The sequence below is a fragment of the Alcaligenes sp. Me129 genome (genome assembly GCF_050487245.1).
Classification (GTDB): domain Bacteria; phylum Pseudomonadota; class Gammaproteobacteria; order Burkholderiales; family Burkholderiaceae_B; genus Alcaligenes; species Alcaligenes phenolicus.
The window spans coordinates 23,338-44,137 of record NZ_JBKQGX010000015.1 but is presented as its reverse complement, the minus strand read 5'-3'; the positions used below and the strand labels follow the sequence as shown (position 1 = coordinate 44,137).

General features: G+C 52.7%; 26 protein-coding genes. 21 read left to right on the top strand and 5 right to left on the bottom strand.

The features are described from left to right. Nucleotides 1–9 precede the first annotated feature (9 nt). Nucleotides 10–1,131: a transporter substrate-binding domain-containing protein gene (locus ACLPGZ_RS14910; RefSeq protein ID WP_081055444.1), complete on the bottom strand. Its 1,122-nt coding sequence runs from the start codon at nucleotides 1,129–1,131 to the stop codon at nucleotides 10–12. A 260-nt stretch (nucleotides 1,132–1,391) separates the two neighbouring features. Here ACLPGZ_RS14910 and ACLPGZ_RS14905 point away from each other — a divergent pair, with 260 nt between their 5' ends. The 7 genes from ACLPGZ_RS14905 (at nucleotide 1,392) to ACLPGZ_RS14875 (ending at nucleotide 6,958) form a co-directional block, all read left to right on the top strand. Then, nucleotides 1,392–1,715 carry an ArsR/SmtB family transcription factor gene (locus tag ACLPGZ_RS14905; protein ID WP_009460707.1) on the top strand — a complete coding sequence of 108 codons (324 nt, stop codon included), beginning with the start codon at nucleotides 1,392–1,394 and terminating at the stop codon, nucleotides 1,713–1,715. 89 nt (nucleotides 1,716–1,804) lie between these two features. After that, nucleotides 1,805–3,094: an arsenic transporter gene (locus tag ACLPGZ_RS14900; protein WP_060186681.1), complete on the top strand. Its 1,290-nt coding sequence runs from the start codon at nucleotides 1,805–1,807 to the stop codon at nucleotides 3,092–3,094. Between the two features lie 22 nt (nucleotides 3,095–3,116). Next, nucleotides 3,117–3,548, top strand: coding sequence for an arsenate reductase (glutaredoxin) (gene arsC, locus ACLPGZ_RS14895; RefSeq protein ID WP_009460703.1), 432 nt, complete (start codon nucleotides 3,117–3,119; stop codon nucleotides 3,546–3,548). After that, nucleotides 3,535–4,251 (top strand): arsenical resistance protein ArsH, encoded by a 717-nt coding sequence (gene arsH / locus ACLPGZ_RS14890; RefSeq protein ID WP_115634576.1) that lies wholly within the window; start codon nucleotides 3,535–3,537, stop codon nucleotides 4,249–4,251. Before arsC ends, arsH begins: the two co-directional genes overlap by 14 nt. A gap of 146 nt (nucleotides 4,252–4,397) precedes the next feature. Further along, the gene (locus ACLPGZ_RS14885; protein ID WP_060186743.1) at nucleotides 4,398–5,066 is read left to right on the top strand and encodes a response regulator transcription factor; all 669 of its coding nucleotides are present in this window, start codon (nucleotides 4,398–4,400) and stop codon (nucleotides 5,064–5,066) included. Further along, nucleotides 5,063–6,463 (top strand): ATP-binding protein, encoded by a 1,401-nt coding sequence (locus tag ACLPGZ_RS14880; RefSeq protein ID WP_239054665.1) that lies wholly within the window; start codon nucleotides 5,063–5,065, stop codon nucleotides 6,461–6,463. The genes ACLPGZ_RS14885 and ACLPGZ_RS14880 overlap by 4 nt, the downstream gene beginning before the upstream one ends. Nucleotides 6,464–6,550: 87 nt before the next feature. Next, nucleotides 6,551–6,958 carry a YgiW/YdeI family stress tolerance OB fold protein gene (locus ACLPGZ_RS14875; RefSeq protein WP_060186678.1) on the top strand — a complete coding sequence of 136 codons (408 nt, stop codon included), beginning with the start codon at nucleotides 6,551–6,553 and terminating at the stop codon, nucleotides 6,956–6,958. 85 nt (nucleotides 6,959–7,043) lie between these two features. Here ACLPGZ_RS14875 and ACLPGZ_RS14870 read toward each other — a convergent pair whose 3' ends face one another. The 4 genes from ACLPGZ_RS14870 to ACLPGZ_RS14855 all read right to left on the bottom strand — a co-directional run bounded on the left by ACLPGZ_RS14870 (nucleotide 7,044) and on the right by ACLPGZ_RS14855 (nucleotide 10,092). Next, nucleotides 7,044–7,241, bottom strand: coding sequence for a hypothetical protein (locus ACLPGZ_RS14870; protein WP_009460694.1), 198 nt, complete (start codon nucleotides 7,239–7,241; stop codon nucleotides 7,044–7,046). Nucleotides 7,242–7,250: 9 nt separating this feature from the next. Continuing rightward, nucleotides 7,251–8,555 carry a PLP-dependent transferase gene (locus tag ACLPGZ_RS14865; protein ID WP_429641601.1) on the bottom strand — a complete coding sequence of 435 codons (1,305 nt, stop codon included), beginning with the start codon at nucleotides 8,553–8,555 and terminating at the stop codon, nucleotides 7,251–7,253. Further along, entirely contained in the window at nucleotides 8,488–9,702 is a 1,215-nt protein-coding gene (locus tag ACLPGZ_RS14860) for an MFS transporter (RefSeq protein WP_415709759.1), read from the bottom strand. Before ACLPGZ_RS14860 ends, ACLPGZ_RS14865 begins: the two co-directional genes overlap by 68 nt. Nucleotides 9,703–9,792: 90 nt before the next feature. After that, nucleotides 9,793–10,092, bottom strand: a complete 300-nt coding sequence (locus ACLPGZ_RS14855; protein WP_429641600.1) for a hypothetical protein — start codon at nucleotides 10,090–10,092, stop codon at nucleotides 9,793–9,795. Between the two features lie 253 nt (nucleotides 10,093–10,345). Here ACLPGZ_RS14855 and ACLPGZ_RS14850 point away from each other — a divergent pair, with 253 nt between their 5' ends. From ACLPGZ_RS14850 to ACLPGZ_RS14785, 14 genes are all read left to right on the top strand, one after another. Then, a complete protein-coding gene (locus ACLPGZ_RS14850; protein WP_115634410.1) occupies nucleotides 10,346–11,329 on the top strand; it encodes a GlxA family transcriptional regulator in 984 nt (327 codons plus the stop codon). Nucleotides 11,330–11,591: 262 nt separating this feature from the next. Further along, the gene (locus ACLPGZ_RS14845; protein ID WP_026485337.1) at nucleotides 11,592–11,900 is read left to right on the top strand and encodes a plasmid mobilization protein; all 309 of its coding nucleotides are present in this window, start codon (nucleotides 11,592–11,594) and stop codon (nucleotides 11,898–11,900) included. Between the two features lie 252 nt (nucleotides 11,901–12,152). Beyond that, the gene (locus tag ACLPGZ_RS14840) at nucleotides 12,153–12,482 is read left to right on the top strand and encodes an H-NS histone family protein (RefSeq protein ID WP_026485335.1); all 330 of its coding nucleotides are present in this window, start codon (nucleotides 12,153–12,155) and stop codon (nucleotides 12,480–12,482) included. Nucleotides 12,483–12,581: 99 nt separating this feature from the next. Next, nucleotides 12,582–13,259, top strand: a complete 678-nt coding sequence (locus ACLPGZ_RS14835; protein WP_321291568.1) for a TrbM/KikA/MpfK family conjugal transfer protein — start codon at nucleotides 12,582–12,584, stop codon at nucleotides 13,257–13,259. A 9-nt stretch (nucleotides 13,260–13,268) separates the two neighbouring features. Beyond that, the gene (locus ACLPGZ_RS14830) at nucleotides 13,269–14,081 is read left to right on the top strand and encodes a lytic transglycosylase domain-containing protein (RefSeq protein ID WP_080655620.1); all 813 of its coding nucleotides are present in this window, start codon (nucleotides 13,269–13,271) and stop codon (nucleotides 14,079–14,081) included. A 744-nt stretch (nucleotides 14,082–14,825) separates the two neighbouring features. After that, on the top strand, nucleotides 14,826–15,143 hold the full coding sequence (locus ACLPGZ_RS14825) for a conjugal transfer protein (RefSeq protein WP_321291566.1): 318 nt from the start codon (nucleotides 14,826–14,828) through the stop codon (nucleotides 15,141–15,143). 2 nt (nucleotides 15,144–15,145) lie between these two features. Continuing rightward, the gene (locus tag ACLPGZ_RS14820) at nucleotides 15,146–15,505 is read left to right on the top strand and encodes a VirB3 family type IV secretion system protein (protein WP_321291565.1); all 360 of its coding nucleotides are present in this window, start codon (nucleotides 15,146–15,148) and stop codon (nucleotides 15,503–15,505) included. 11 nt (nucleotides 15,506–15,516) lie between these two features. Then, nucleotides 15,517–17,988: a VirB4 family type IV secretion/conjugal transfer ATPase gene (locus ACLPGZ_RS14815; RefSeq protein ID WP_321291564.1), complete on the top strand. Its 2,472-nt coding sequence runs from the start codon at nucleotides 15,517–15,519 to the stop codon at nucleotides 17,986–17,988. A 77-nt stretch (nucleotides 17,989–18,065) separates the two neighbouring features. Continuing rightward, the gene (locus ACLPGZ_RS14810) at nucleotides 18,066–18,227 is read left to right on the top strand and encodes a hypothetical protein (protein WP_321291563.1); all 162 of its coding nucleotides are present in this window, start codon (nucleotides 18,066–18,068) and stop codon (nucleotides 18,225–18,227) included. A 29-nt stretch (nucleotides 18,228–18,256) separates the two neighbouring features. After that, nucleotides 18,257–18,445, top strand: a complete 189-nt coding sequence (locus tag ACLPGZ_RS14805) for a hypothetical protein (protein ID WP_321291562.1) — start codon at nucleotides 18,257–18,259, stop codon at nucleotides 18,443–18,445. 78 nt (nucleotides 18,446–18,523) lie between these two features. Beyond that, on the top strand, nucleotides 18,524–18,955 hold the full coding sequence (locus tag ACLPGZ_RS14800; RefSeq protein WP_321291561.1) for a hypothetical protein: 432 nt from the start codon (nucleotides 18,524–18,526) through the stop codon (nucleotides 18,953–18,955). 55 nt (nucleotides 18,956–19,010) lie between these two features. Further along, nucleotides 19,011–19,550, top strand: a complete 540-nt coding sequence (locus tag ACLPGZ_RS14795) for a hypothetical protein (RefSeq protein ID WP_321291560.1) — start codon at nucleotides 19,011–19,013, stop codon at nucleotides 19,548–19,550. 87 nt (nucleotides 19,551–19,637) lie between these two features. Further along, entirely contained in the window at nucleotides 19,638–20,009 is a 372-nt protein-coding gene (locus ACLPGZ_RS14790; protein ID WP_321291559.1) for a hypothetical protein, read from the top strand. Nucleotides 20,010–20,112: 103 nt separating this feature from the next. Further along, the gene (locus ACLPGZ_RS14785) at nucleotides 20,113–20,799 is read left to right on the top strand and encodes a TrbJ/VirB5 family protein (protein WP_026485328.1); all 687 of its coding nucleotides are present in this window, start codon (nucleotides 20,113–20,115) and stop codon (nucleotides 20,797–20,799) included. Nucleotide 20,800: the final 1 nt, after the last annotated feature.

The window sequence follows — 20,800 nt, the reverse complement described above, 5'->3', positions numbered from 1 at the left end:
GCCTGGCTACTACTGTCCCAAGCCAAAATACTTGGTCTTGAAGGCCTCCACCTTGCCTTCATCCACGGCCCCTAGCACAGCCAAAGTTACTTCTCGGGATAGCTCACTTTGCAGTGGCAAGGCAAACCCATACTTGTCACGCTCGAACAGTCGCCCCACTACCTTCACCGGCAAGCCAGGGTTGGAATACACGTAGTACTCCAGTACCGGAGCGTCGGCAATCACGGCCACAACATCGCCATTGTCCAAAGCTGCCGTGGCTTTGTCCAAACTGGCATAACTGCGCATGGCAAGTCCCTGCTTGCGGGCATAGTCCTCTTCTACGGTCCCGATCAGCACGCCTACTGGTCGCCCCTTCAAATCGTCCACACTATTGATCTGGTTTGAGATAGCCAGCGTTGTCATCACGCTGGTGACAGAGGACGTTACAAAGGCCAAGATGCCCACCCCACACACCAGCCACAAGCCCTGCCAGATACGTCCTAACCAGCCAAAAAGATTCTTTCTGGCCGGGGCACGCCCCGAAGTCACAACAGACATCACGGTATAGAAACTCTCTGCCACGCCATCGCGCCAGCGAGCAGGGAAGGATTGGTCAAACCGCCGGTCAAACAAGGTCAAAACAACAGTGGCAAACAAAATGACAAAAGCGATCCATGCATACGCCGTAATAAAACCGGCCTGCGCCAAACCCTTGAGAACACTTTGAAAACCAGTTCCTTGATCGGAACTGACCATCAGGCGCATACCACCATCAAACCAGGGCTGGGTGAAATCCACCTTCAACGCGCGTTGCTGCGTGATAGTCAGATTAGTCATGGCAACATCAAGAGAACCCGACTCTGTGGCACTGAGCAAATCCCGAAACGTGCCGTATTCCTTATATTCAAATACCCACTGCTTTTCTGCTGCCAAATCTTCCCATAAATCGATAGCCAATCCGGTGAAAGCACCATCACTTTTCATTACGAATGGTGGCGAGACCAATACGCCGACCGTCAATGGCGGCTCTTTGCCATAGCCTGTTTGGGGAAGCGCCGCCAACAACATCAACAGAGCAACAAGGCCAAAAAGACGTGCTTGAGCAATGCGGCGGCCAAACTGATGGTGGCTCAGAAATGGGATTTTCATAGGCAATCTTGGGGGGTGTAGTCCGAGATTCCACTTGCCAGGCGGGCTGAGAATAACAAGGACGGGCGAATATTGTCTTAGAGGATAGCAAATTGGCATCGGCCCTGTTCCCGGTTCCAGAAGGATCTGCTGTCGCAAACCACGAGTTTCACAATGCCTGACAAATCAATAAAACGTCACACGCGAATCTTGTCATTCAAAGCTCTCTATGGGAAACATCAAACTATTCAATAATTCTTGAATTATTGTATTATTACTCTATGGAAGAATCTCAAGTTATCCGCTCCCTGGCCGCTTTGGCCCACGAAGCCCGCCTACGGGTTTTCCGCGCACTCGTTGTTGCCGGGCCCACCGGACTGACACCCGGCTCTCTGGCTGAGCAGCTAGGTATTGCCCCCAACGCCCTGTCCTTTCATTTAAAGGAGCTTAGCAACGCCGGGCTGATCCACGCCGAGCGGCAAGGTCGCAATCTGCTCTACAGCGCCACCTTTCCCGCCATGAACAATCTGCTTACTTATCTGACCGAGAATTGCTGTCAGGGTCAAACCTGCCTCCCAACGCAAGACCTGTGTCAGAACTGCTAGAGCGCCGAACACTTGATATCCACGTCCTGCAAAAACCACTCGGAACTTAACTGCCTTGCTGGCTATCCCCCTGATCAGAGCACTCCGTCATGCTTCTTGCTGTACTCATTTTTATCGCTACCTTAACCCTGGTGATCTGGCAGCCCAAAGGTTTGGGCATTGGTTGGAGTGCCTCTTTAGGCGCAGTTGCTGCCTTGCTGTCTGGCGTCGTGCAATGGACTGACCTGGCCCTGGTCTGGAATATCGTCTGGAACGCCACCGCCACATTTGTCGCCATTATCATCATCAGCCTGATATTGGACGAGGCAGGTTTTTTTGAATGGGCCGCCCTGCATGTCGCCCGTTGGGGAGCCGGCAACGGGCGCAAGCTCTTTGCCTTTATCGTGATTCTGGGCGCAGCAGTCTCTGCCCTGTTTGCCAATGACGGGGCCGCACTGATTCTGACGCCGATTGTCATGGCCATGTTGCTGGCCTTGGGCTTTTCACCGGCAGCAACTCTGGCTTTTGTCATGGCAGCCGGTTTTATTGCGGACACAGCCAGCTTGCCGCTGGTCGTCTCCAATTTGGTGAACATCGTCTCTGCCGACTACTTCAAACTGGGCTTCACGGACTACGCCGCCATCATGGCACCCGTCAACATCGTGTCTGTACTGGCCAGCCTGGTCGTTCTGATGCTGTACTTCCGTCGCGACATTCCCGCCCACTATCGCCTTGAACAATTAAGAGCGCCTGCTGAGGCTATCAAGGACATGGCCAGTTTCAAGGCTGGCTGGATTGTGCTGGCGTTATTGCTGACAGGCTTTTTTGCACTGGAACCCCTGGGTGTCCCCGTCAGTGCGGTTGCCGCAGCAGGCGCCATCATTTTGCTGGCGGTTGCCGCCCGTGGCACAGTCATCAGCACACGAAAAGTGCTGCGTGGCGCCCCCTGGCAAATCGTCGTGTTCTCGCTGGGCATGTATCTGGTGGTTTACGGCCTGCGCAATGCCGGGCTAACCGATTACCTGGGCTTGTTGCTGGATCAGTTCGCCCAAGCTGGCGTGTGGGCGGCGGCCATGGGTACCGGCGTCCTGTCTGCGTTGCTGTCCTCGGTGATGAACAATATGCCCACAGTCCTTGTCACCGCCCTGTCCATTGACGCTTCCAGCGCCGAGGGCATCGTCAAGGAAGCCATGATTTACGCCAACGTCATTGGCAGCGATCTGGGCCCGAAATTCACACCTATAGGCAGTCTAGCCACCTTGCTGTGGCTGCATGTCCTGGCCCAGAAAGGCACAAAAATCAGCTGGGGCTACTACTTCAAAGTAGGAGCCATCCTGACCACACCCGTCTTGCTGATCACCCTGGCAGCCTTGGCGCTGCGACTGGGTATGGCCCACTGAACCCTGATATCAAGATCGCGCCATGACAGACATCATCATCTATCACAACCCCGCCTGCGGCACTTCGCGCAACACCTTGGGCCTGATCCGCAATAGCGGACAAGAACCCACCATCATCGAGTATCTGCAAACACCGCCGGACCGCAGCACGCTGACTAAGTTGATCGCAAACTGTGGACTGAGCGTGCGTGAAGTCCTGCGACAAAAAGGTACGCCCTATGAAGAACTCGGGCTCGGCGACCCGAAATGGAGCGATGAACAACTGATTGATTTCATGTTGCAGCACCCGATTCTGATCAACCGCCCTATTGTTGTCACCCCATTGGGAACGCGCTTGTGTCGTCCCTCGGAACAGGTGCTGGAGATACTTCCCCAAGCACAACAAGGTGCCTTCCGGAAAGAAGACGGCCAAGCCGTTATTGATGAAAAAGGACAAAGAATTGAGCAAGCCTGATTTACCCAATCTGGACGAGCACGCATTTAACACTCCAGATATGGCAGAACTGCTGCCTCAAGCACGCGCCACACACCCACCTCGAATTCTGCTTTTATATGGTTCCCTGAGAGAACGCTCCTACAGCCGCTTTCTGACGCAAGAAGCTGCACGGCTGCTGGAAGCAATGGGTGCAGAAACCAGAATTTTCGACCCGCAAGGCCTGCCCTTGCCCGATGGTGCAACAGAGGACCACCCCAAAGTGCAGGAGTTGCGCCAACTCATGCAGTGGGCCGAAGGCATGGTCTGGACATCGCCCGAGCGCCACGGTGCCATGAGCAGCGTTCTGAAAGCACAAATTGACTGGATACCGTTAAGCATCGGTGCTGTACGCCCAACACAAGGCAAAACACTGGCCGTGATGCAAGTGTCAGGCGGCTCGCAATCCTTTAACGCCTTGAACCAGATGCGGGTTCTGGGCCGCTGGATGCGCCTGATCACTATCCCCAACCAGTCTTCGGTTGCCAAAGCCTTTCTGGAATTTGACGAAGAAGGCCGCATGAAACCTTCGTCCTACTACGAGCGCGTGGTGGATGTGATGGAGGAACTGATGAAGTTCACCTTGCTGACGCGTGACTGTGCGCAGTATCTGGTGGATCGATATAGCGAGCGCAAGGAGACGGCGCAGGAGCTGTCGGCACGGGTACAACAGCGCAGCATCTAGCGCGCCAATCAGAACGGAAAACACCTCGCTGCGCTTTTCAAAAACACACAGTCGCTATACAAACAAGGTAGGGGCTTGCCCCTGCTTTACCTCATACCCCGCAGCAACATCAGTTTCCCTTCATCTTTCCCTGCCAGGCTTTGCACATGCGTATTCTCTTAATCGAAGATGATCCTTCGCTGGGCAGTTCCTTGCAGTCCTGGCTGCATCTGGACGGCTACGCTGTGGACTGGTTGCAACGTGGCGACCAAGTGGCCACGGCCCTGGCCACTCACACCTATCAATGCATCTTGCTGGATCGGGGCTTGCCTGGTCTGGATGGCGACGCGGTCTTACGCAGTCTGCGAGGGGCCAATGGATCTCACGCACAGGTGCCCGTCATTGTGATCACTGCCCGCGATACCTTGGCCGACCGGGTACAGGGTCTGGATCTGGGCGCGGACGACTATCTGGTCAAACCGTTTGATCTTGAAGAGCTGTCCGCGCGCGTACGTGCAGCCTTGCGCCGCAGTGCCGCCCAAGCCTCTCCCCAATGGCGTCACGGTCCCGTCGCCATTGACCCGATAGCCAAGCGCGTCACCTTGAACGACAAGCCTGTGGCCGTAACAGCACGCGAATTCGCTGTTCTGCAAGCCTTGATGCACCATCCCACCCATATTCTGAGTCGTGCCCAGCTTGAAGAAGCCCTTTATGGCTGGAGCGAAGAAGTGGAGAGCAACGCTATCGAAGTACACATCTACAATCTGCGCAAGAAATTGGGCAGTGACTTCATCGTCACCGTACGTAATCAAGGCTACGTTCTGGCACCCGCATGAAAAACCTGCTCCAGAAACTAACGCGTATCCGCTCTGCCGCCAAGTCCCCGGTGTCACGCCCGAAAGGCTGGTCCTTACGACGTCGTCTGCTGCTTACCGTCATGGGCACCAGTATTGGGCTGTGGCTGGTCAGCCTGGCCATCGTAGTCGGAGTGGCCTGGCACGCAACCGGCGATGTGCTTGATGATGCCCTTGAAGAAGGGGCGCGTCTGGTACTGATGCTGGACCCGCAAGAGGCGCAGGCTTCTGCCAATACTACAGACACACGACTGAACCGTGACGCGGCTCTCAAGCTGCGCATGTATTACCAGCTCGTGGCCGCAGATGGCCGGGTACTGCTGCGCGGCGACGACACTCCCAAAACGGCTTTTATCCCCCAGGCGAAACGCAAGCAAATCACCACTGTCTGGGTTGATGACGAACTCTGGCGGGTTTACGTCCGCCCCGGAGCCGGAGGGGTCACAGCCCAGGTTGGCCAGCCTATGGAAGAACGCCTGGAGCTGCTTGAAGACATGGCCGAGAACCTGGTTTGGCCCGCAGTGGGACTACTGGCGCTGCTGGGTCTATCCAGCTGGTTCCTGATCCGACGCCTGATGCGTCCTTTGGAGGACACGGCTAAACGCATCAATTCCAAATCGCCCGATGACCTCACTCCTGTAGAAGGCGGAAATCCCCCACGCGAGCTGCAACCCATGCTGGATGCATTGAATGCGCTCATGGCACGCTTGTCTTCAGCACTGGAAAGTGAACGGCGCTTTACGTCCGATGCCGCACACGAACTGCGTACGCCCTTGGCCGGGCTGCGCATGCGCGTTCAACTAATTGAGCGCGAGCTGCAACTGCCTGACGCCCATCTGCAGCAATTACGCGCAGACCTGGACCGTTGTACCGCCCTGGTAGAAAGCCTGCTCGCCCTGACGCGACTGGAGCCGCAGGCCGAACCCTTGAAGCGTGAAACCGTAGACCTGAATCAGGTCCTGGACAGTCTGATTCCATCCCTGCCTTCGACATCCATCAACATGGAAAGAGCCCTGGCCGTCACAAGCATACAGGCGGCGCCAGTGCTGTTAAACAGCGCTTTACGTAACCTGATTGGCAATGCCATTCGCTACGGCGGCGCAGGCGTCCGAGTACGGGTCGAAACAACACGCAGACACGATGGCGGTGTACGCCTTGCGGTCCGAGACAATGGGCCTGGCGTCCCCCCCGAACAACGGCCCAGACTGGGAGAACGCTTCTTTCGCGTATTGGGAACCGGCCAAACAGGCAACGGACTGGGTTTGTCCATCGTGGCCCGCATCGCGGCCTTGCACGAGGCCACGCTTTCCTTTGAAGAGGGGCTGGACGGCCAGGGTCTGAGTGTCGTGCTGGATTTCCCACCCAATTACGTATCTTAAGATTGCCTTCAGGTTCGGGGGGTCTAATAAAACTATTCCGCAATCGGCGGAACATTGACCCGATAACCCGATACAGGAAACTCAATCATGCGATTCACTTTACCCACTCTTGCTGCCGTACTTGCTCTGAGCGCCACCGCTGCCCTCGCACAACCAGCCAACTACACAGGCCCAAGCAATGCACCTCAAGCCGCCACGGCTGCCGGCTCCTACTCTGGCCCTAACAATGTGCCGCTCATGACCGTCAAGCAGCTCCTGGAAACCGGCCGCGACGATCAAATCGCGCGTTTGCAAGGCCGTCTGGTGTCGTTTGAAGGTGATGAGCGCTATATTTTTGAAGATGCCACCGGCCGTATCACGGTAGAGATCGACAACAAGGACTTTCCGGCTGGTCAAACCATCAGCGCCGAACAGAAAGTGGAGCTGACGGGCGAGTTCGACAAAGGCCTGCGCAAAACCGAATTTGAAGTCGACCGCCTGAGCCTGCTACCTTAATCCTGCCTGGTCTGATGTCCCAGTGGAATTGGTACCGGACAAGCTGAAACCAATGGGCTTATCCGGTACCAGGCCCCCTCAGCCATCAACCGCATAAGCCACCAAAGGCGAGGCCGTCAATCCGGCGGTCGCTCAGGGTGGCAAAATCAATCGGCAAGCTCAGCAACAGAGCCATCAAGCTAATAACAAGATACCGAAACCATTGCCTGGAGCGTCGCCCGCTATCTGACAACACCAGCGCATGGAAAGTCAGTACGACAGAAAACAACAACGTCAAAAACATCAGTCCTCCTCATTCCAGCGCCTCAAGCAAGGAGTAGCCCCGCACACTCTGATCCTTCTGAGCAAGGGCAATCTGGAGTGCCAGATCAATATCCTGCTGCAAATCGCCAAGCGACTCCAAGCCCACAGACAAGCGCACGAGATTGTCCCCAATCCCACAGAGCATGCGATCCTCCGGCGACCAGCGTCCGTGTGTCGTTGAAGCCGGGTGCGTGACCATGCTGCGTGTATCTCCAATATTGGTGGCAATTGAAATCAGCTGCAAAGCGTCCATGAAAGCCCAAGCCTCTTTTTGGCTCGTGCCCACTTCAAAGCTGACCACCCCTCCAAAGCCGGCCTGTTGCGCGCAAGCGATTTCATGGCAGGGATGCGACTCCAGGCCCGAGTAAAACACCGAACCTACATTTGGATGCTTCTCCAGCCAACGTGCTATCAACAGTGTGTTGGCACTGATATGCTGCATGCGCAGCTCAAGCGTCTCAAGACTCTTGAGCAGTAACCAGGCATTCATGGGGCTCAGACAGGCTCCTTGCGAACGCAACACCGCCCGCAGTGGCTTCATCAATGCCTCGGCCCCACCGACTACACCGGCAATGCACCGACCTTGGCCATCCATATACTTACCGGCAGAATGCAATACCAGATCCGCACCTTGCCTTAATGGCCGCTGCAAAACAGGCGTCAGCATGGTGCTGTCTACCAGAAGCAATGCGCCATGGGCATGAGCCATGCGTGACAGCCGGGCAATATCGGCGACATGCTGCATTGGGTTTGCTGGAGTTTCAACAATAAGCAGGCAGGTAGCGCTATCGATCGCCTTTTCCCAAGCGCCGTAATCCAACATGCCAACGACGCGCACCTCCACTCCATAAGGGGAAAAGTGCTGACGCAACATCGTCAGAGTCGTGCCAAACACATCACATGCGCACACGATGTTGCGACCACTCGCGGCAAACGCCATCACCACCGCTGACAATGCAGCCATGCCGGATGCAAACGCCACCGCCGCTTCAGCCTCCTCCAGAAAGGCAACCCGCTGCTCGAACGTCTTTACTGTTGGATTGGTAAATCGACTATAAACATTGCCCGGCTCCGTCCCGCCAAAACGAGCGGCTGCCTCACTGGCTGAACTGAAGCAATAGGCAGAGGTCAGTGCAAGCGGCTCGCAAAAGCTGTCAGAGACATCGATACCCTGTCCAATCCTGAGCATTTGAGTAGCACCTTGGTCATTGAACATCATGGAGATCTCAGTTGAATTCAGTTTGAGTCCGTCGAAAAGCAACAGACGACAGAAAGAGTGAAGAAATACCGGCAATCGCGGTCAGCATGGCCAGGACCATGACTGTGGCCTGATAGCTACCCAAACGGTCATAGCCGTAAGCACCTAATTGAGCAGACCCAAAAGCGCCGATCTGATGAACCAGAAAAAGCATGCCAAATACCTGTCCCTTGACGGCGCCTCCATAGCGATCCAGACAGATCGCTGAGGTCAATATGACTGTTCCGAGATAACTGGCCCCAAATACAGCCGCAAATACATAGGTCGTCACTATCCCGGAGGGAGCCAATAACAAGCTCATGGCCAGACAGCGTAGTACGTAGAATGCCGCCAGCAGCCGATGCTGGGAGAAGCGCAGCGCCAACCAGCCAGCCGCTAAACCGCTAATCATTTCCAGCACGCCAAACAGGCTCAAACTCATCCCCATGCTGGCGCGGCTGACCCCGGCATCGCGCCATAAAGGCACCAGATGAACGTCAATGAACGCCATCGACGCCCCACAGCCGAAGAAACCAAAGGCAAGCACGTAAAAGCCAGGATCGCGCAACACAACAGGCCAAGTGCCAACGCGTTTCTCCTGAATATGTCCGACAGACTCTTTCGCAGGCAAAGGCACTCGTGCTCCCAGCCAGAACAGCAAGGCCAAAGGCCCCAGGAACAGCAGACCAACAACAAAAAAGACCTGCTGCCATTCGAAATGGGCTTGCAACCACAACCAGAATGGAGAAAGGACAATGAATCCAATTGCCGTGCCATTAGTGATCAAGGCATAAGCAAAACTTTTATTTCTCTGGTCAAACAATCGGTCAACCAATATGCCCATGGGCACAAACGTCATCGCCGCCAGAGAAAACGCCGCCAAAAGTCCATACAAGATGACAAAAAGCCAGTACTGATGAGGTAGAAGGCCAAGCAAAAGAAATGCTCCCCCTCCAAGCACACTGCCGATCAAGACGGTCCAGATGGGCCCAAAGCGATCCGACAAGGCGCCGACCATCGGCGATGCCAGCCCGGATACCAAAAGGAACACCCCGCCCACAAAACCGAAATCTGATCGGCCGCGCTCAAAAGACAGAGCCAGGTCATTGAAATAAACCTGGAAAACCCCTTTGAACGCGCTCGAGAGAAACATGGCAAGAAATCCCAGCCCGACCAGAGAGCGGACAACATTCTTGTTTTGCATGAAGCAACATCCACCTCAGATTTTCAATGGCGCACCGAATCAACTCAGACGAACGGGGCTTGGCTGGCAGTACTCTCGATGCAAGTTGTCCTACATGTTCCAGAACAAGGTGCAGGTATGGTCCACGGCCTCCAGCGCCTGTTTCGGTAAACCTTGTCCACGAAACCCCGGCGCCACGACCGCCTTGGCGAGTTCAGCACTGTGTCGGCAATTGGGCATGCCACTCAAATTCATCATCACAAAGAAAGCGGGTTGACCGGCATAGCTGGCATACAAGGCTTGCGTGTCGCCGTCTGCCACTTTGCGGTTCAGGGCGTCCAGGAACAGACGCGCCTGCTCTCCCGACAGCTCAGAGGCAAACCCCAGCGTGCCCTTATCAGCGACCGTCATATTGATAAGCTCCAGCACCCCCGAGCCCATTGATCCCGTAAAAGCGGGATTCCAATGAAGCTCAATAACTCTTGATTCTTCCGCCACGAGGACAAATCCTTTCGATGTAAAAATTTCTTGTTTATCGTAAGTTCTCGACCATCCAGGCTCCAGACCGTTTCAGGACATAAATAGAAAAGAAAACACCATTAAGAAAAAGGAATAAAAAGCGATAACATCGCTAAATCAAATCAATGACTCATCCGAATAACACATGAAACGGATTTTCTTTGTCGTCCTTCCCCAGATGCACATCCTGGATCTGGGAGGGCCTATGCAGATTTTTGCTTCTCTAACAGAACTGGATATAGCCGACATCAAGATCCAGTGTGTCGGGCCGGAGTCCCACATAAAAAGCTACCAGGGGATTTTTCTAAGCGCGATTGCCCCCCTCCCCAAGCGTCTGACTGCAGGAGATGTCGTTGTCGTAGTCGGAAGCAAAATCCAGGCCGAACTCCCCGCAACGCCGGCACAGCAACAAGTGACGCAATGGCTACGTGATATCGGGGGCAAGCTACCGTCGGGAATAGTGATCGCCAGCGTTTGCACAGGCGCTGTGCTGCTGGCACAAGCAGGACTGCTGGATGGTCGCCTCTGCACGACACATCACAATCACCTCAAGACCCTGCAACAACTTGCGCCACAAGCACGGGTTATCAGCAAACGCATCCTTGTGCAGGATGGTCCTATCTATACCTCAGCTGGCGTTTCTGCAGGAATAGATCTGGCATTGCACTTGATCACTCAGTATTTCGGCAGCGCAGTCAGCGCACGCATCGCGCGCGAAAATCTGATTCAGTTTCGTCGTCTGGAAGCAGACCCGCAGTTAAGCGTCCATCTGAGTTATCGCAATCACCAACATCCCTTGATTCATGAAGTGCAAGACTGGTTGGCACAACAGACGGTTCAAACCCCGCTCAACGAATCCTTATCAGCACAATTTTCAGTCAGCTACAGGCATCTGAGCCGCCTGTTCATGAAAGAATGCGGCATCAGTCTGAAGCAGTACCAACAAACCATGCGGCTGGACAGATCGCGCCAATTATTCATGGATACCGACTGGTCTATTGAGCGAATTGCCGAGCATTGTGGTTTTGCCAGCTTGCAATCATTTCGCGCCGCCTGGCGGCAACACGAAACACTTCCTCCCTCAAAATGGCGAGATAAGCAAAGGCAAGACTCTCAAGGCCTGCGCTGATCTTGCGCGGTTCCCAGTCAGCGACCTTTTTTGCAACGACGACGCAGAGCCTGACTAAAAATGAATTATTAATTTCACCGACTCTGTAAAACGCAGCCAAGAAAAAAGCCCCCGCACATTGCTGTGCGAGGGCTTTTGAATTCTGGCGGACAGAGGGGGATTCGAACCCCCTGATATTTCACGTTTAAAGCCGCTTCTCAGACTATGCATGTCTTAAGCCTGTCTTTGATTATTCGTGGCTTACTTTCTCCAAGGAAATCGTATGGTAGAGCCCCTGTCAGAATTACTGCGTGTGCGCATCACACCCTCTCAAAAACAAAATTTCAGTGAAGCGGCTGCCCTGGCAGGTATCACTCCCTCGGAATATGCTCGTCGCTTACTCACAAGTTCAGACTCAATTCAAACCGAATTAGAAGCCCTGCGATACGCCATCGAGTTGTTGACTGAAGATAAAAGAACAGTCCTCGAAACTTTGTTATTGCTCCGAGAGATAGTTCCCTTAGAAAAGGCCAAGAAAGCACATCAACGCATGTCGACGCTGGGTTACCAACCCGTACATTTGGAGGAATAACAATGGAGTCCACAGTTAGTAAACAGCGCAAACCTGTGCGCCGTGCATTTCTTCTCGGTGTCCTTTCGACTCTGATCGTCATATCAGCGTGGAACGCTATTCCTGAGTCGGGAGAGCACTGGGTAATCAAAGTTGTAGTGTTTGGAGCGCACATTTTTTACTGGCTCGTGCTCGCCGCTTTCGTTTTCAAATTTTCTTCAACCATCTGGAAGTGGCTGAATCGTTAACTGGCCAAATTAATTAGAGAAAACAATGACCGACAAGCTTGAATCAATTGCCGCGATCCAAAATGAGATCACACGCCTTAAACGCAGAGCAGAACAGCTCAAAAGACAAAAAAGCAAAAAAACCATTAGTGATATTGTCCGCACCATGCGCGACAACGATATAAGCCTAGAGGAAGTAACCCAGGCACTTTTGCAACCACAAGAGAAAGCTCGCTCTGCCGGTGTTATCAAGTATCAGCACCCGGACGGCCCTACCTGGACGGGTAGAGGGCGCCCTCCCCTTTGGATAGTCCAAATTGAAGCAACTGGTGGGTCACGCGAGCAATACCGAATCACTAATCCTGCCAACGATTAATCATTACTCGTTGATGCGTCCCCGCTTCTAGCAGTCTTTATTCTTCTTTTCTTGTAGTTCTCCGGCCTTAGCCCCGTCCCTTTTTCCATTGGAATCACCATGAAACGGCTCCCCATTACCTTGGGCGCGCTGGCTTTGGCCTGCGCGTCCTCTTCGTACGCTCAATCTTCTGAAGTTATGACCGGCCTGCCCGCTCTAGCCTGCAAAGCAGTACTGTGTTTATCCAGCAGTTTTCAACCAGGCGAATGCAACGATGCCCTCAATCACTACTTTGACATCCGTAAATACGCCAAAGGCATGCTCGATTGGGAGGCCACAGTAGATGCCCGACGCTTTTTCCTAGGTATGTGTCCAGCTGGCAGTGAAACGGGTATGTCCGCTCGCATGGATGCAATCTCTCGTGGAGCCGGTAAATGTGATGCCGACTATCTCAATGCGGCCTATGGGAAAGATCTCTATCGCTATCGCATAGTGGGTTCGAATTACCTTGGCATCCCGGCCATTCGAGATGTTTCGCTCATCAAGACAGTCACCCTAACCCAACTGCCTAATTATTGCGTGGTCTATAACGACCATGCCTGGACCTACGATCTATCGATCAAGTATGTCGGCAACCCAAACAGTGGTGGCTATTGGGTACCAGCTCGCGAGTTCGAGAAAGCCCAGGCTAAATGGGAGGCAGATCACAACGGGAGCTGGGCCAACAACTGGCACTACTCGTTTGAAGATCCTCGTCGCAATATCGACAACTCCGCAGGCACTGGGAACAACCATTGAGAGAGAGCCGTGCTAGCAGAAATCGCGCTTTTGGCCGCCACATGCGCGCCCAATATTCATGAAACAACGTTATCAGCCCTGGTACGACATGAATCAACGGCCCAGGTGTATGCGATCGGTATCAATAAAGGTAAACGGCTGAAAAAACAACCAACTGACTACGAGCAAGCAGCACAGATTGCCAACGATCTCATTGAGCGTGGCATTGATTTTGATGCCGGGCTTGGCCAAATCAATGTGCGGAACTGGGCTTGGCTTGGATTGACGACAGAAACGGTCTTTGATCCCTGCACGAATCTGCAAGCAGCTCAAACAGTTCTGACGGACTGTTATGAGCGAGCCTTGCGGCAATCCAGCGATGAGCAACGCGCGTTACGTTCAGCCCTGTCCTGCTACAACACAGGCAATTTCGAGCGAGGCTTCAGCAATGGATATGTCGGGAAAGTCCTGGCTCAAGCAGGAATCAAAGTACCCGCCATTAAAGCCATGGATGATGAACCCATGATGAGTTCGGCCAAATCGTCAACACGTCAAACTCAGCGCACAGGTACCCCAGATGGGTTTACACAGCATCGTCTTACTGACGGGTTCAAAACCTCAGAGGACAATACGGCCACGCCTGTTAACGAACCAGACGTAACGCCAGTTACCGTCACTCCTGAATCGCTACCACATCAACCTGAGCGCCTAGGTTTCCCTGATGGGTTTGGCCAGCACCGCATCACCGACGGTTTTAAACCCCGAGGCAACGATACGAGCAGGCCTGCTAACGAGCAAGACACTGCGCCCGTTATCGTCACCGCTGAGCCGCCTCCTGTGTGACGCCTCTCTGTCAGCGTGTAATCAAATCGAACCCAGCCCCAGCCTGCTTTCCCACTGAAGACAGCAGCGCGGCAGAGCCGCGCAGGGGGAGCCGCGCCCGGTGACGGGCGTGGGGGGCAAGGCCCACGGGGAAGGGTCGAGGCTGCAGTCCGACCATAGGCGGACTGGACAGGGAACCCGGCAGGGGTTCCGCGGCCAAGGGGTACATCCATCCCCGCCCGTCAGGGTGGGGACCGAGCTTTAGTCCTCACTCTGCCCATTCGGGCTCTATTTTTCTTCTTAACCACCGCAATGCCTTACGTCCCCAGACGTCTGAGGCAGGAGTACGTATGCCTATTAATCCCGCCCATCCCAACCTTTCCAACCCTTACCACCGACCGTTGGCTGCAATGAACGTCAAAGGTGATCCGGCTCCCGGACACTCGCTCATTACTGGACACATGGGGGCAGGGAAAACAGCGTTGAACGTTGAGCTGTTAGCCCAAGTCCTCGGTCAACAGTCACCGCGATAACCCAAATGCCTGAAATCCATTCTTATCTTTTTGTTCCTGCAGCCCAACGTCACTGCTTGCACGAGCAATACCGGCTTGCATTCGCGTTGACGGACACAGAGTTTGCCGCGCTTAAGTCTACGACATTCGGCCGCTTTTTCACCGTTATGTAGTCAACGCTCAATCGAGCACCATTCCCGTTTTTTCAACCATCAATGCCAATGTCAAATGACACTTGGCACAGGAGTTATGCATGTTCATTAAGCAATACCTGGCTCGTATGGCGCAACACCGTCTTGTTCGCCATCTATATCAAACGGCTGTGCTGACGATGCTCACCACGGGCGTCGCGCACGCTCAAGTGGGCGGTCTTACCAAAGCCCGATCATCGCTGGAAATGTTCCGCGACAACCTTTACATCATTCTGCCGATTGCCTGCGTAGTTATCGGCCTGGTCATCTGGGTGCTGTATGCCGCAGAAATCATGCGTAAAGACGACGCAGTTCGTTGGGGGATCGGCGTACTTGGAGCCGGGTCGGTGGCTGAGATGGTTGTCTTGTTCTGGAAGTAGCCATGGCTAAGGATACTGATCAAGACGAGGATGACAACAGTATCGAATTGAAGCCATTTCACTACCCCGTCTTCAATGGGCTTAGCCGCAAAGCCACCTTCATGGGTGTTCCCACCATGATTTTTCTTGGCACTTTAGCCGGTGTGGCCATCTCAGCCATGTTTATTGGTCTTTACATGTGGGTTGCTGTTTTCATCTTAATTCCCCTGTTCGCTGCCATCACAAAATCGGATGACAAAGCCTTCCAAATATGGGGATTGGAGCTGAAAACACGGTTCAAGAACCGCAATAAAAAGTTCTGGAATGGCTCCAGTTACGCACCCACATCCTATTCATCACGCCGTCCCTGGCGTAAACCATAAAGGAGTCCCTCATGAGCGCCCTGACTTTGAAGGAGCGTCCGGTCTCGCACTATGTGCCCTATTCCCATCACGTCACGGATGAAATCATCAAGGCCAAAAACAATGAATACCTGGCCATCATCAAAGTCAGCGGCCGCTCTGCCATGGCCGCCAGCCTGGAAGAGCAATATGACTGGGTTGAAGCCTTGCATAACGTCATACGCGGCTTACCGCTGGGCAAATTGGGCTTGTACACCCATATTGTTGGTCGTCATGTGAGTGAGTATCCCGACAGCACATTCCCGCAACCCTTTGCTCAACAGTTCGATGATCAATACCGGGCCACGTTCAACAAACGGGGCCTCAAGATTAATGAACTGTTTCTAACCATCTCGATTCACCCAGTGCAAGATGCGTTGTTGGGAGCGGTCGCCTCATTGGAGAAGGCTGATGCACAGCGTTTACTAGCCTGGCAGGAAGAGTCAATTGAGGACCTGCAAAGCGCCATCCGAGCTGTGCTGGCTGGACTTCATCGATACGATGCCGAAGTGCTAAAAATCGTTGATCGTAACGGCTTTGCGTTTAGTGAACCTGGTGAGTTTCTCGCTTTCTTACTTACTGGTCAACGCCTGCCAGTACCTGTGACCGATGGCTACATGTGGGATAGCCTACCCAGTGCCCGCCCCATATTTTCACGATACGGTGAGCTCGGTGAACTGCGTACGCTCGAGAGCACGCGCAAATTTGGCATGTTGGAATTATTTCGAAGCCCAGGACAATTACGTCCTGGACACCTGGACCCCATTCTGTCCAGCCCTCACGAATTTATCATCACCCAATCTTGGGGTAGCTATACCGGTGCAGCAGCCAAGAAACTCGTTAAAAAACATTCGAGGCTCATGCGTGATTCCAATGACGATGCGCCTCGTCAGCTTAAACAGTTGAAGGATCTCATTGAGAGGCTGGAAACTGGTGAGCTCGGTTTAGGAGATCATCACGCAACCATATTGGTGTGGGGTGACGAACCTGCTGGGCTGCGTCGCTCGATGTCCAACATGGTAGCCAAAATGGCTGACCGAGGGCTAACGATCAAACCTCTTGAGAAGGCACTCGAAGCCGGTTTCTGGTCTCAGTTGCCTTGCAACTGGAATTGGCGACCTCGCCCCGAAGCGATTACGAGTGAGAATTTTCTTTGCTACAACAGTTTCCATAACCAGCTCACGGGCAAAGCAACAGGAAACCCGTGGGGGCCAGCTGTGACGATGTTGCGTTCGGTCACGGGTGATCCGTACTTCTTCAACTACCACTCTTCCTTGGAAGAGGTAGATTCAACAGGCGAACGCATGCCTGGCAACACTCTCATTATTGGGTACATCGGGACCGGGAAAACAGTACTTCAAGGAATGCTCTTAACCCAGGCACAAAAGTTTGGTGCCACCGCCCTGATTCTCGACAAAGACGAGGGATTGCATGTTTTGACACTGGCGTTGCGTGGACAATACTTCACGCTACGCTTGGGTATTCCTACAGGCTGGAACCCCTTCCAACAAGAGCCTACGCCCGGAAATAAGGCTTTTATGCGTAAATTGGTGACGCACTTGGCCGGTTTGTCCGGCGAAATTGTCACGACCTTTGATAAGAAGCAGATTTTCAATGCGATCGAACAAATGTGTCGTGACAGTATCGACGTGCAATATCGAGGCGTTACCCTGCTTTGCCAGTACCTGACAAATCCCATGAAAACTGATGGGGAAGAAGGACGCCCTTCAGTCAAAGACCGATTGATGGCCTGGTGTCGAGGCAATGAATATGGATGGGTATTTGATAACCCGTCGGATCGGTTAAATCTGGAGGCACCACCCGGACATAATCCGATTTTCGGTTTTGACCTGACAGAAATTCTTGATGACGAGTACGTACGTGGAGCAGTGACCTTGTACCTACGTCACCGCAGCCAGGCTATGCATGATGGGCGACGCATCATGAACTTGATCGATGAATGTCAGCACCCATTGGAAGATAAACATTTCCAAGATGATATGCAGGACGATTGCCGCACGATTCGTAAGAAGAATGGCATCTTGTGCTTCTCGACTCAAGAGCCAGAAGCCATTGCCGACAATCCGATTGGCCCCTCCATTATCCAGCAGTCTGGCACCCTGATTTTTCTACCAAACCCACGCGCCAAACGTGAAACCTACATGAAGGATTTTGGGTTAACTGCTCAGGAATTTGAGCTCGTCAAGAAGCTCGGTGAAAAAAGCCGTCAGTTCGTCATTAAGCAGGGCTCAAGCGTGACCGTTGCAGAGCTGGATCTGTCGGCGTGTAAAGAGGCCTTGCTCGTATTCTCAGGCAGTCCAGATATGGCCGTAGTCGCACGACAGGCCATTGCCGAGGTTGGTGATGATCCTACTGATTGGCTGCCACTGTACGTTCAACGGGTCAAACAAGCCCGAGCAGACGAACAGGCGGTTCAGAAAAAGGCCGAACTTACCAATCAATAACGTGGCACCTGCACCAAGCCCCTGCACAACAGGGTGCTTGGGCAGGGTTCGTCACGCCCTTTGAAAGAGATGAAATTATGAACCGAAAAGAAAACGATAAAGAAGCTGCGCAAATTGATCATTTTATTAAATACGCTGCGGTAGGTATTGGTTTAGTAACGGCCATGATCGGTTCTGCGGGAAACTCTGTTGCCGCTGCGCTTGTCTGCATTGCCGCTGGTATTTTTTATCATCGATAAAGGTTTTCATTGATAGGAAAGGAAATGCTATGAATTTAGCAGATTGGAATTATTACGTGACTCTCTTCTTTTTCTTGCTGATTTTAATCATATTTATTATTGGCCTAATTCTAGCCATCAAAGAATACAACAGAGAGCACAAGCCAATGCGAGTGGTGAAAACCGCCCGTCCCGCCAGTACGCCGAGTGACGAGAGTGGCGACACAGCCCCGCAATAAATGACAGCACCAGCAGCAAGCGCCTTGCCTCGGCAGGACGCTTGCGCGGGGATTGTCCCGAGGCAACAAGGAAAGGAAATGACCGATCATCTATCCACTCCCACATTGGCTGAACTGCAATCGTTGGACGGCCGCACGTATGCGGAGCTAACTCCTGATGAAATTACAGTGCTGAATTTCTTTTGTAAGTACGGCCGCAAGTACGGTGTAACCGTCATCAATAAAGCTGACTCGCACAGTCGTGTGGAAGTCATCAATGGCGCTACCGCTGGACTGGCTGGACGTTTACGCGGGAATTGCCCCGACATTAAAAGGAAAGTCCAAATCGGTGGCGCGACCGCTGAAACAATGGAACAGAAACGTGTGCGACATGAGGCTTTAGCCAAAGCAAAAGGCGCGACGAAGTTTCAATTCGTGGTTATGCAAGATGGTGTTGATTTTGGTTGCCACGCTGATTTTGGCAATGGGATGGAACCGTTTTATCCCGACAATGAAAATCCCAATTCTTAGCACTTCATGGCTACCAACCAATGAGCAAAATGGCTAGCTTGACCAAAGGAAACAAATGAACAAATCCTCATTTAATGTACCGCCCGGTGAACCAAGCATGCTCCTAACCATGTGCCGTTTGCGTTATCTTCGTCTTCATGGGTTCGTGTTGACCTACTGCGGTGACAAGGCGATTCGAGCCGCCCTTAATGATCTTAAAAGCTCCTCTAAAATGTCTGAGGATGAAGCTCACGAGATGGCAACTCTTATCGAATCTTCGCTGTTCGATCTGAACGCGATTAAACCAGTTAGTGCAGCCGCCGCTGTGAAAACTGCACTCAGAGACGGTACGGCCAAGTTTCATGGTGTTCGGCCAACGCGATTTGACACCCTTGCTTTGGCCAAGGTTGGATTCACAATAATTCGCGGTCTGCTTGATGGTCGCATACCTGGTGGATTAGCTCCTGCAACTGATCTAGCAGACGCCCTTCACAATCTTCCGGAACCCGGCAATAAATTTCTTGAAGAACTCACATTGCTAGATTTAAACGACTTCGTTATCAAGTATCCGGAATTTCGTTCGTTTCTTTCAGTCATTGTTCAATTCCCTGAATAAAACAAGGCCGAACGTCGCACTATGGTGACGTTTTGCTTATCATGGGCCTGGCATTACTAATCTCACCTACTTTACAAGGAGCCTTCCATGAAACGACGTTATTTCCTGAGTGTATTAGGAGCAGCAAGCCTCGCCCTCCTTTCGGGATGTCAAGATAATCTGAATGCTCCGTTCGTAGGATACTGGTTAGAGCAAAAAGACGAACGTCCCGCAACACTTCACGTGACTGAAGATGGGCCTAATCTAGTAGTAAGAGTAAGACAAATCTCCATGATTTCTGGTACGTATCGTCAACACAACTTCCCTGCAAAAGCCAGAGAAAATGGAGTCATGACAATCTCTGATAAATGGCAACTTACATACGATAAGTCTCAAAAATATCTGATTGATTCAGATGGGCGATACAAACCTTTTAAAAAAATCAGTGAGAGTGAATATAAAAGCCTAACTTCTGACTAACTTCAATTTAGCAGTACCTCTTCATCTTAGATAGCAGCCAACACGGCTGCTAATCATCTCGTGCGTTTCAGCACACTATGTAAAACACTTTAGGAGTCATGCGATGACACGCATTCGCGCGCGTGTGGTCAGCGTTCTGCTGGCCACATGCTTAAACACACCCTTAGTCCAGGCAGCTGGTGGCATCCCCACGCTAGACGTTAACTCAATCCCTCAACTAAACGCTTTGCTTGATCAGCTGGAGACAGCACGAGCGCAACTTGATCAAACACGGGCACAACTAAACGCTTTAACCCAGTCATCCGGCTTCGGATATGTTCTAAATAATCCGTCCGTACAACAAGCCATTCGGGCATCTCTGCCAACGGATGCTGCTGCACTCATTGACAGGCTTGATGGGCAAAACTCAGCTCTGTCAGGAGCAGTTCACAACATTACCGCTGATGTAAATTCTTCAGTCGATTTTTCACGAGATCCAGAAGCGCTCCGTGAAAAAGGCGTTCGCTTGGCTGCGACACAGAGAGCGATGTCAGAACAAGCATATAACGCGATGACAAAACGCCTTGAAACGATTGACGGCTTGCAAGCTCAAATCAATCAAACGACAAATCCCAAAGAGATTGCTGAACTACAAGCGCGTATTGCAGTGGAACAAGCAAATATTCAAGCTGACCAGACACGGGTGGAATTGGCCAAGCAACAGTTTGCAGCAGAGCGTGAATTACTGCGCAAACGAGCAAACGTCGTTTATGGAGGGTGGTTGGGAAAGAGTCAAGCCGCCAGTGAATAGG

Bases quoted from the DNA above. Each gene is read 5' to 3' on its own strand.
- ACLPGZ_RS14910 (WP_081055444.1), bottom strand. From the start codon at position 1,131: ATGAAAATCCCATTTCTGAGCCACCATCAGTTTGGCCGCCGCATTGCT.
- ACLPGZ_RS14905 (WP_009460707.1), top strand. From the start codon at position 1,392: ATGGAAGAATCTCAAGTTATCCGCTCCCTGGCCGCTTTGGCCCACGAA.
- ACLPGZ_RS14900 (WP_060186681.1), top strand. From the start codon at position 1,805: ATGCTTCTTGCTGTACTCATTTTTATCGCTACCTTAACCCTGGTGATC.
- arsC (WP_009460703.1), top strand. From the start codon at position 3,117: ATGACAGACATCATCATCTATCACAACCCCGCCTGCGGCACTTCGCGC.
- ACLPGZ_RS14885 (WP_060186743.1), top strand. From the start codon at position 4,398: ATGCGTATTCTCTTAATCGAAGATGATCCTTCGCTGGGCAGTTCCTTG.
- ACLPGZ_RS14880 (WP_239054665.1), top strand. From the start codon at position 5,063: ATGAAAAACCTGCTCCAGAAACTAACGCGTATCCGCTCTGCCGCCAAG.
- ACLPGZ_RS14875 (WP_060186678.1), top strand. From the start codon at position 6,551: ATGCGATTCACTTTACCCACTCTTGCTGCCGTACTTGCTCTGAGCGCC.
- ACLPGZ_RS14870 (WP_009460694.1), bottom strand. From the start codon at position 7,241: ATGTTTTTGACGTTGTTGTTTTCTGTCGTACTGACTTTCCATGCGCTG.
- ACLPGZ_RS14860 (WP_415709759.1), bottom strand. From the start codon at position 9,702: ATGCAAAACAAGAATGTTGTCCGCTCTCTGGTCGGGCTGGGATTTCTT.
- ACLPGZ_RS14855 (WP_429641600.1), bottom strand. From the start codon at position 10,092: ATGACGGTCGCTGATAAGGGCACGCTGGGGTTTGCCTCTGAGCTGTCG.
- ACLPGZ_RS14850 (WP_115634410.1), top strand. From the start codon at position 10,346: ATGAAACGGATTTTCTTTGTCGTCCTTCCCCAGATGCACATCCTGGAT.
- ACLPGZ_RS14845 (WP_026485337.1), top strand. From the start codon at position 11,592: ATGGTAGAGCCCCTGTCAGAATTACTGCGTGTGCGCATCACACCCTCT.
- ACLPGZ_RS14840 (WP_026485335.1), top strand. From the start codon at position 12,153: ATGACCGACAAGCTTGAATCAATTGCCGCGATCCAAAATGAGATCACA.
- ACLPGZ_RS14835 (WP_321291568.1), top strand. From the start codon at position 12,582: ATGAAACGGCTCCCCATTACCTTGGGCGCGCTGGCTTTGGCCTGCGCG.
- ACLPGZ_RS14825 (WP_321291566.1), top strand. From the start codon at position 14,826: ATGTTCATTAAGCAATACCTGGCTCGTATGGCGCAACACCGTCTTGTT.
- ACLPGZ_RS14820 (WP_321291565.1), top strand. From the start codon at position 15,146: ATGGCTAAGGATACTGATCAAGACGAGGATGACAACAGTATCGAATTG.
- ACLPGZ_RS14815 (WP_321291564.1), top strand. From the start codon at position 15,517: ATGAGCGCCCTGACTTTGAAGGAGCGTCCGGTCTCGCACTATGTGCCC.
- ACLPGZ_RS14810 (WP_321291563.1), top strand. From the start codon at position 18,066: ATGAACCGAAAAGAAAACGATAAAGAAGCTGCGCAAATTGATCATTTT.
- ACLPGZ_RS14805 (WP_321291562.1), top strand. From the start codon at position 18,257: ATGAATTTAGCAGATTGGAATTATTACGTGACTCTCTTCTTTTTCTTG.
- ACLPGZ_RS14800 (WP_321291561.1), top strand. From the start codon at position 18,524: ATGACCGATCATCTATCCACTCCCACATTGGCTGAACTGCAATCGTTG.
- ACLPGZ_RS14795 (WP_321291560.1), top strand. From the start codon at position 19,011: ATGAACAAATCCTCATTTAATGTACCGCCCGGTGAACCAAGCATGCTC.
- ACLPGZ_RS14790 (WP_321291559.1), top strand. From the start codon at position 19,638: ATGAAACGACGTTATTTCCTGAGTGTATTAGGAGCAGCAAGCCTCGCC.
- ACLPGZ_RS14785 (WP_026485328.1), top strand. From the start codon at position 20,113: ATGACACGCATTCGCGCGCGTGTGGTCAGCGTTCTGCTGGCCACATGC.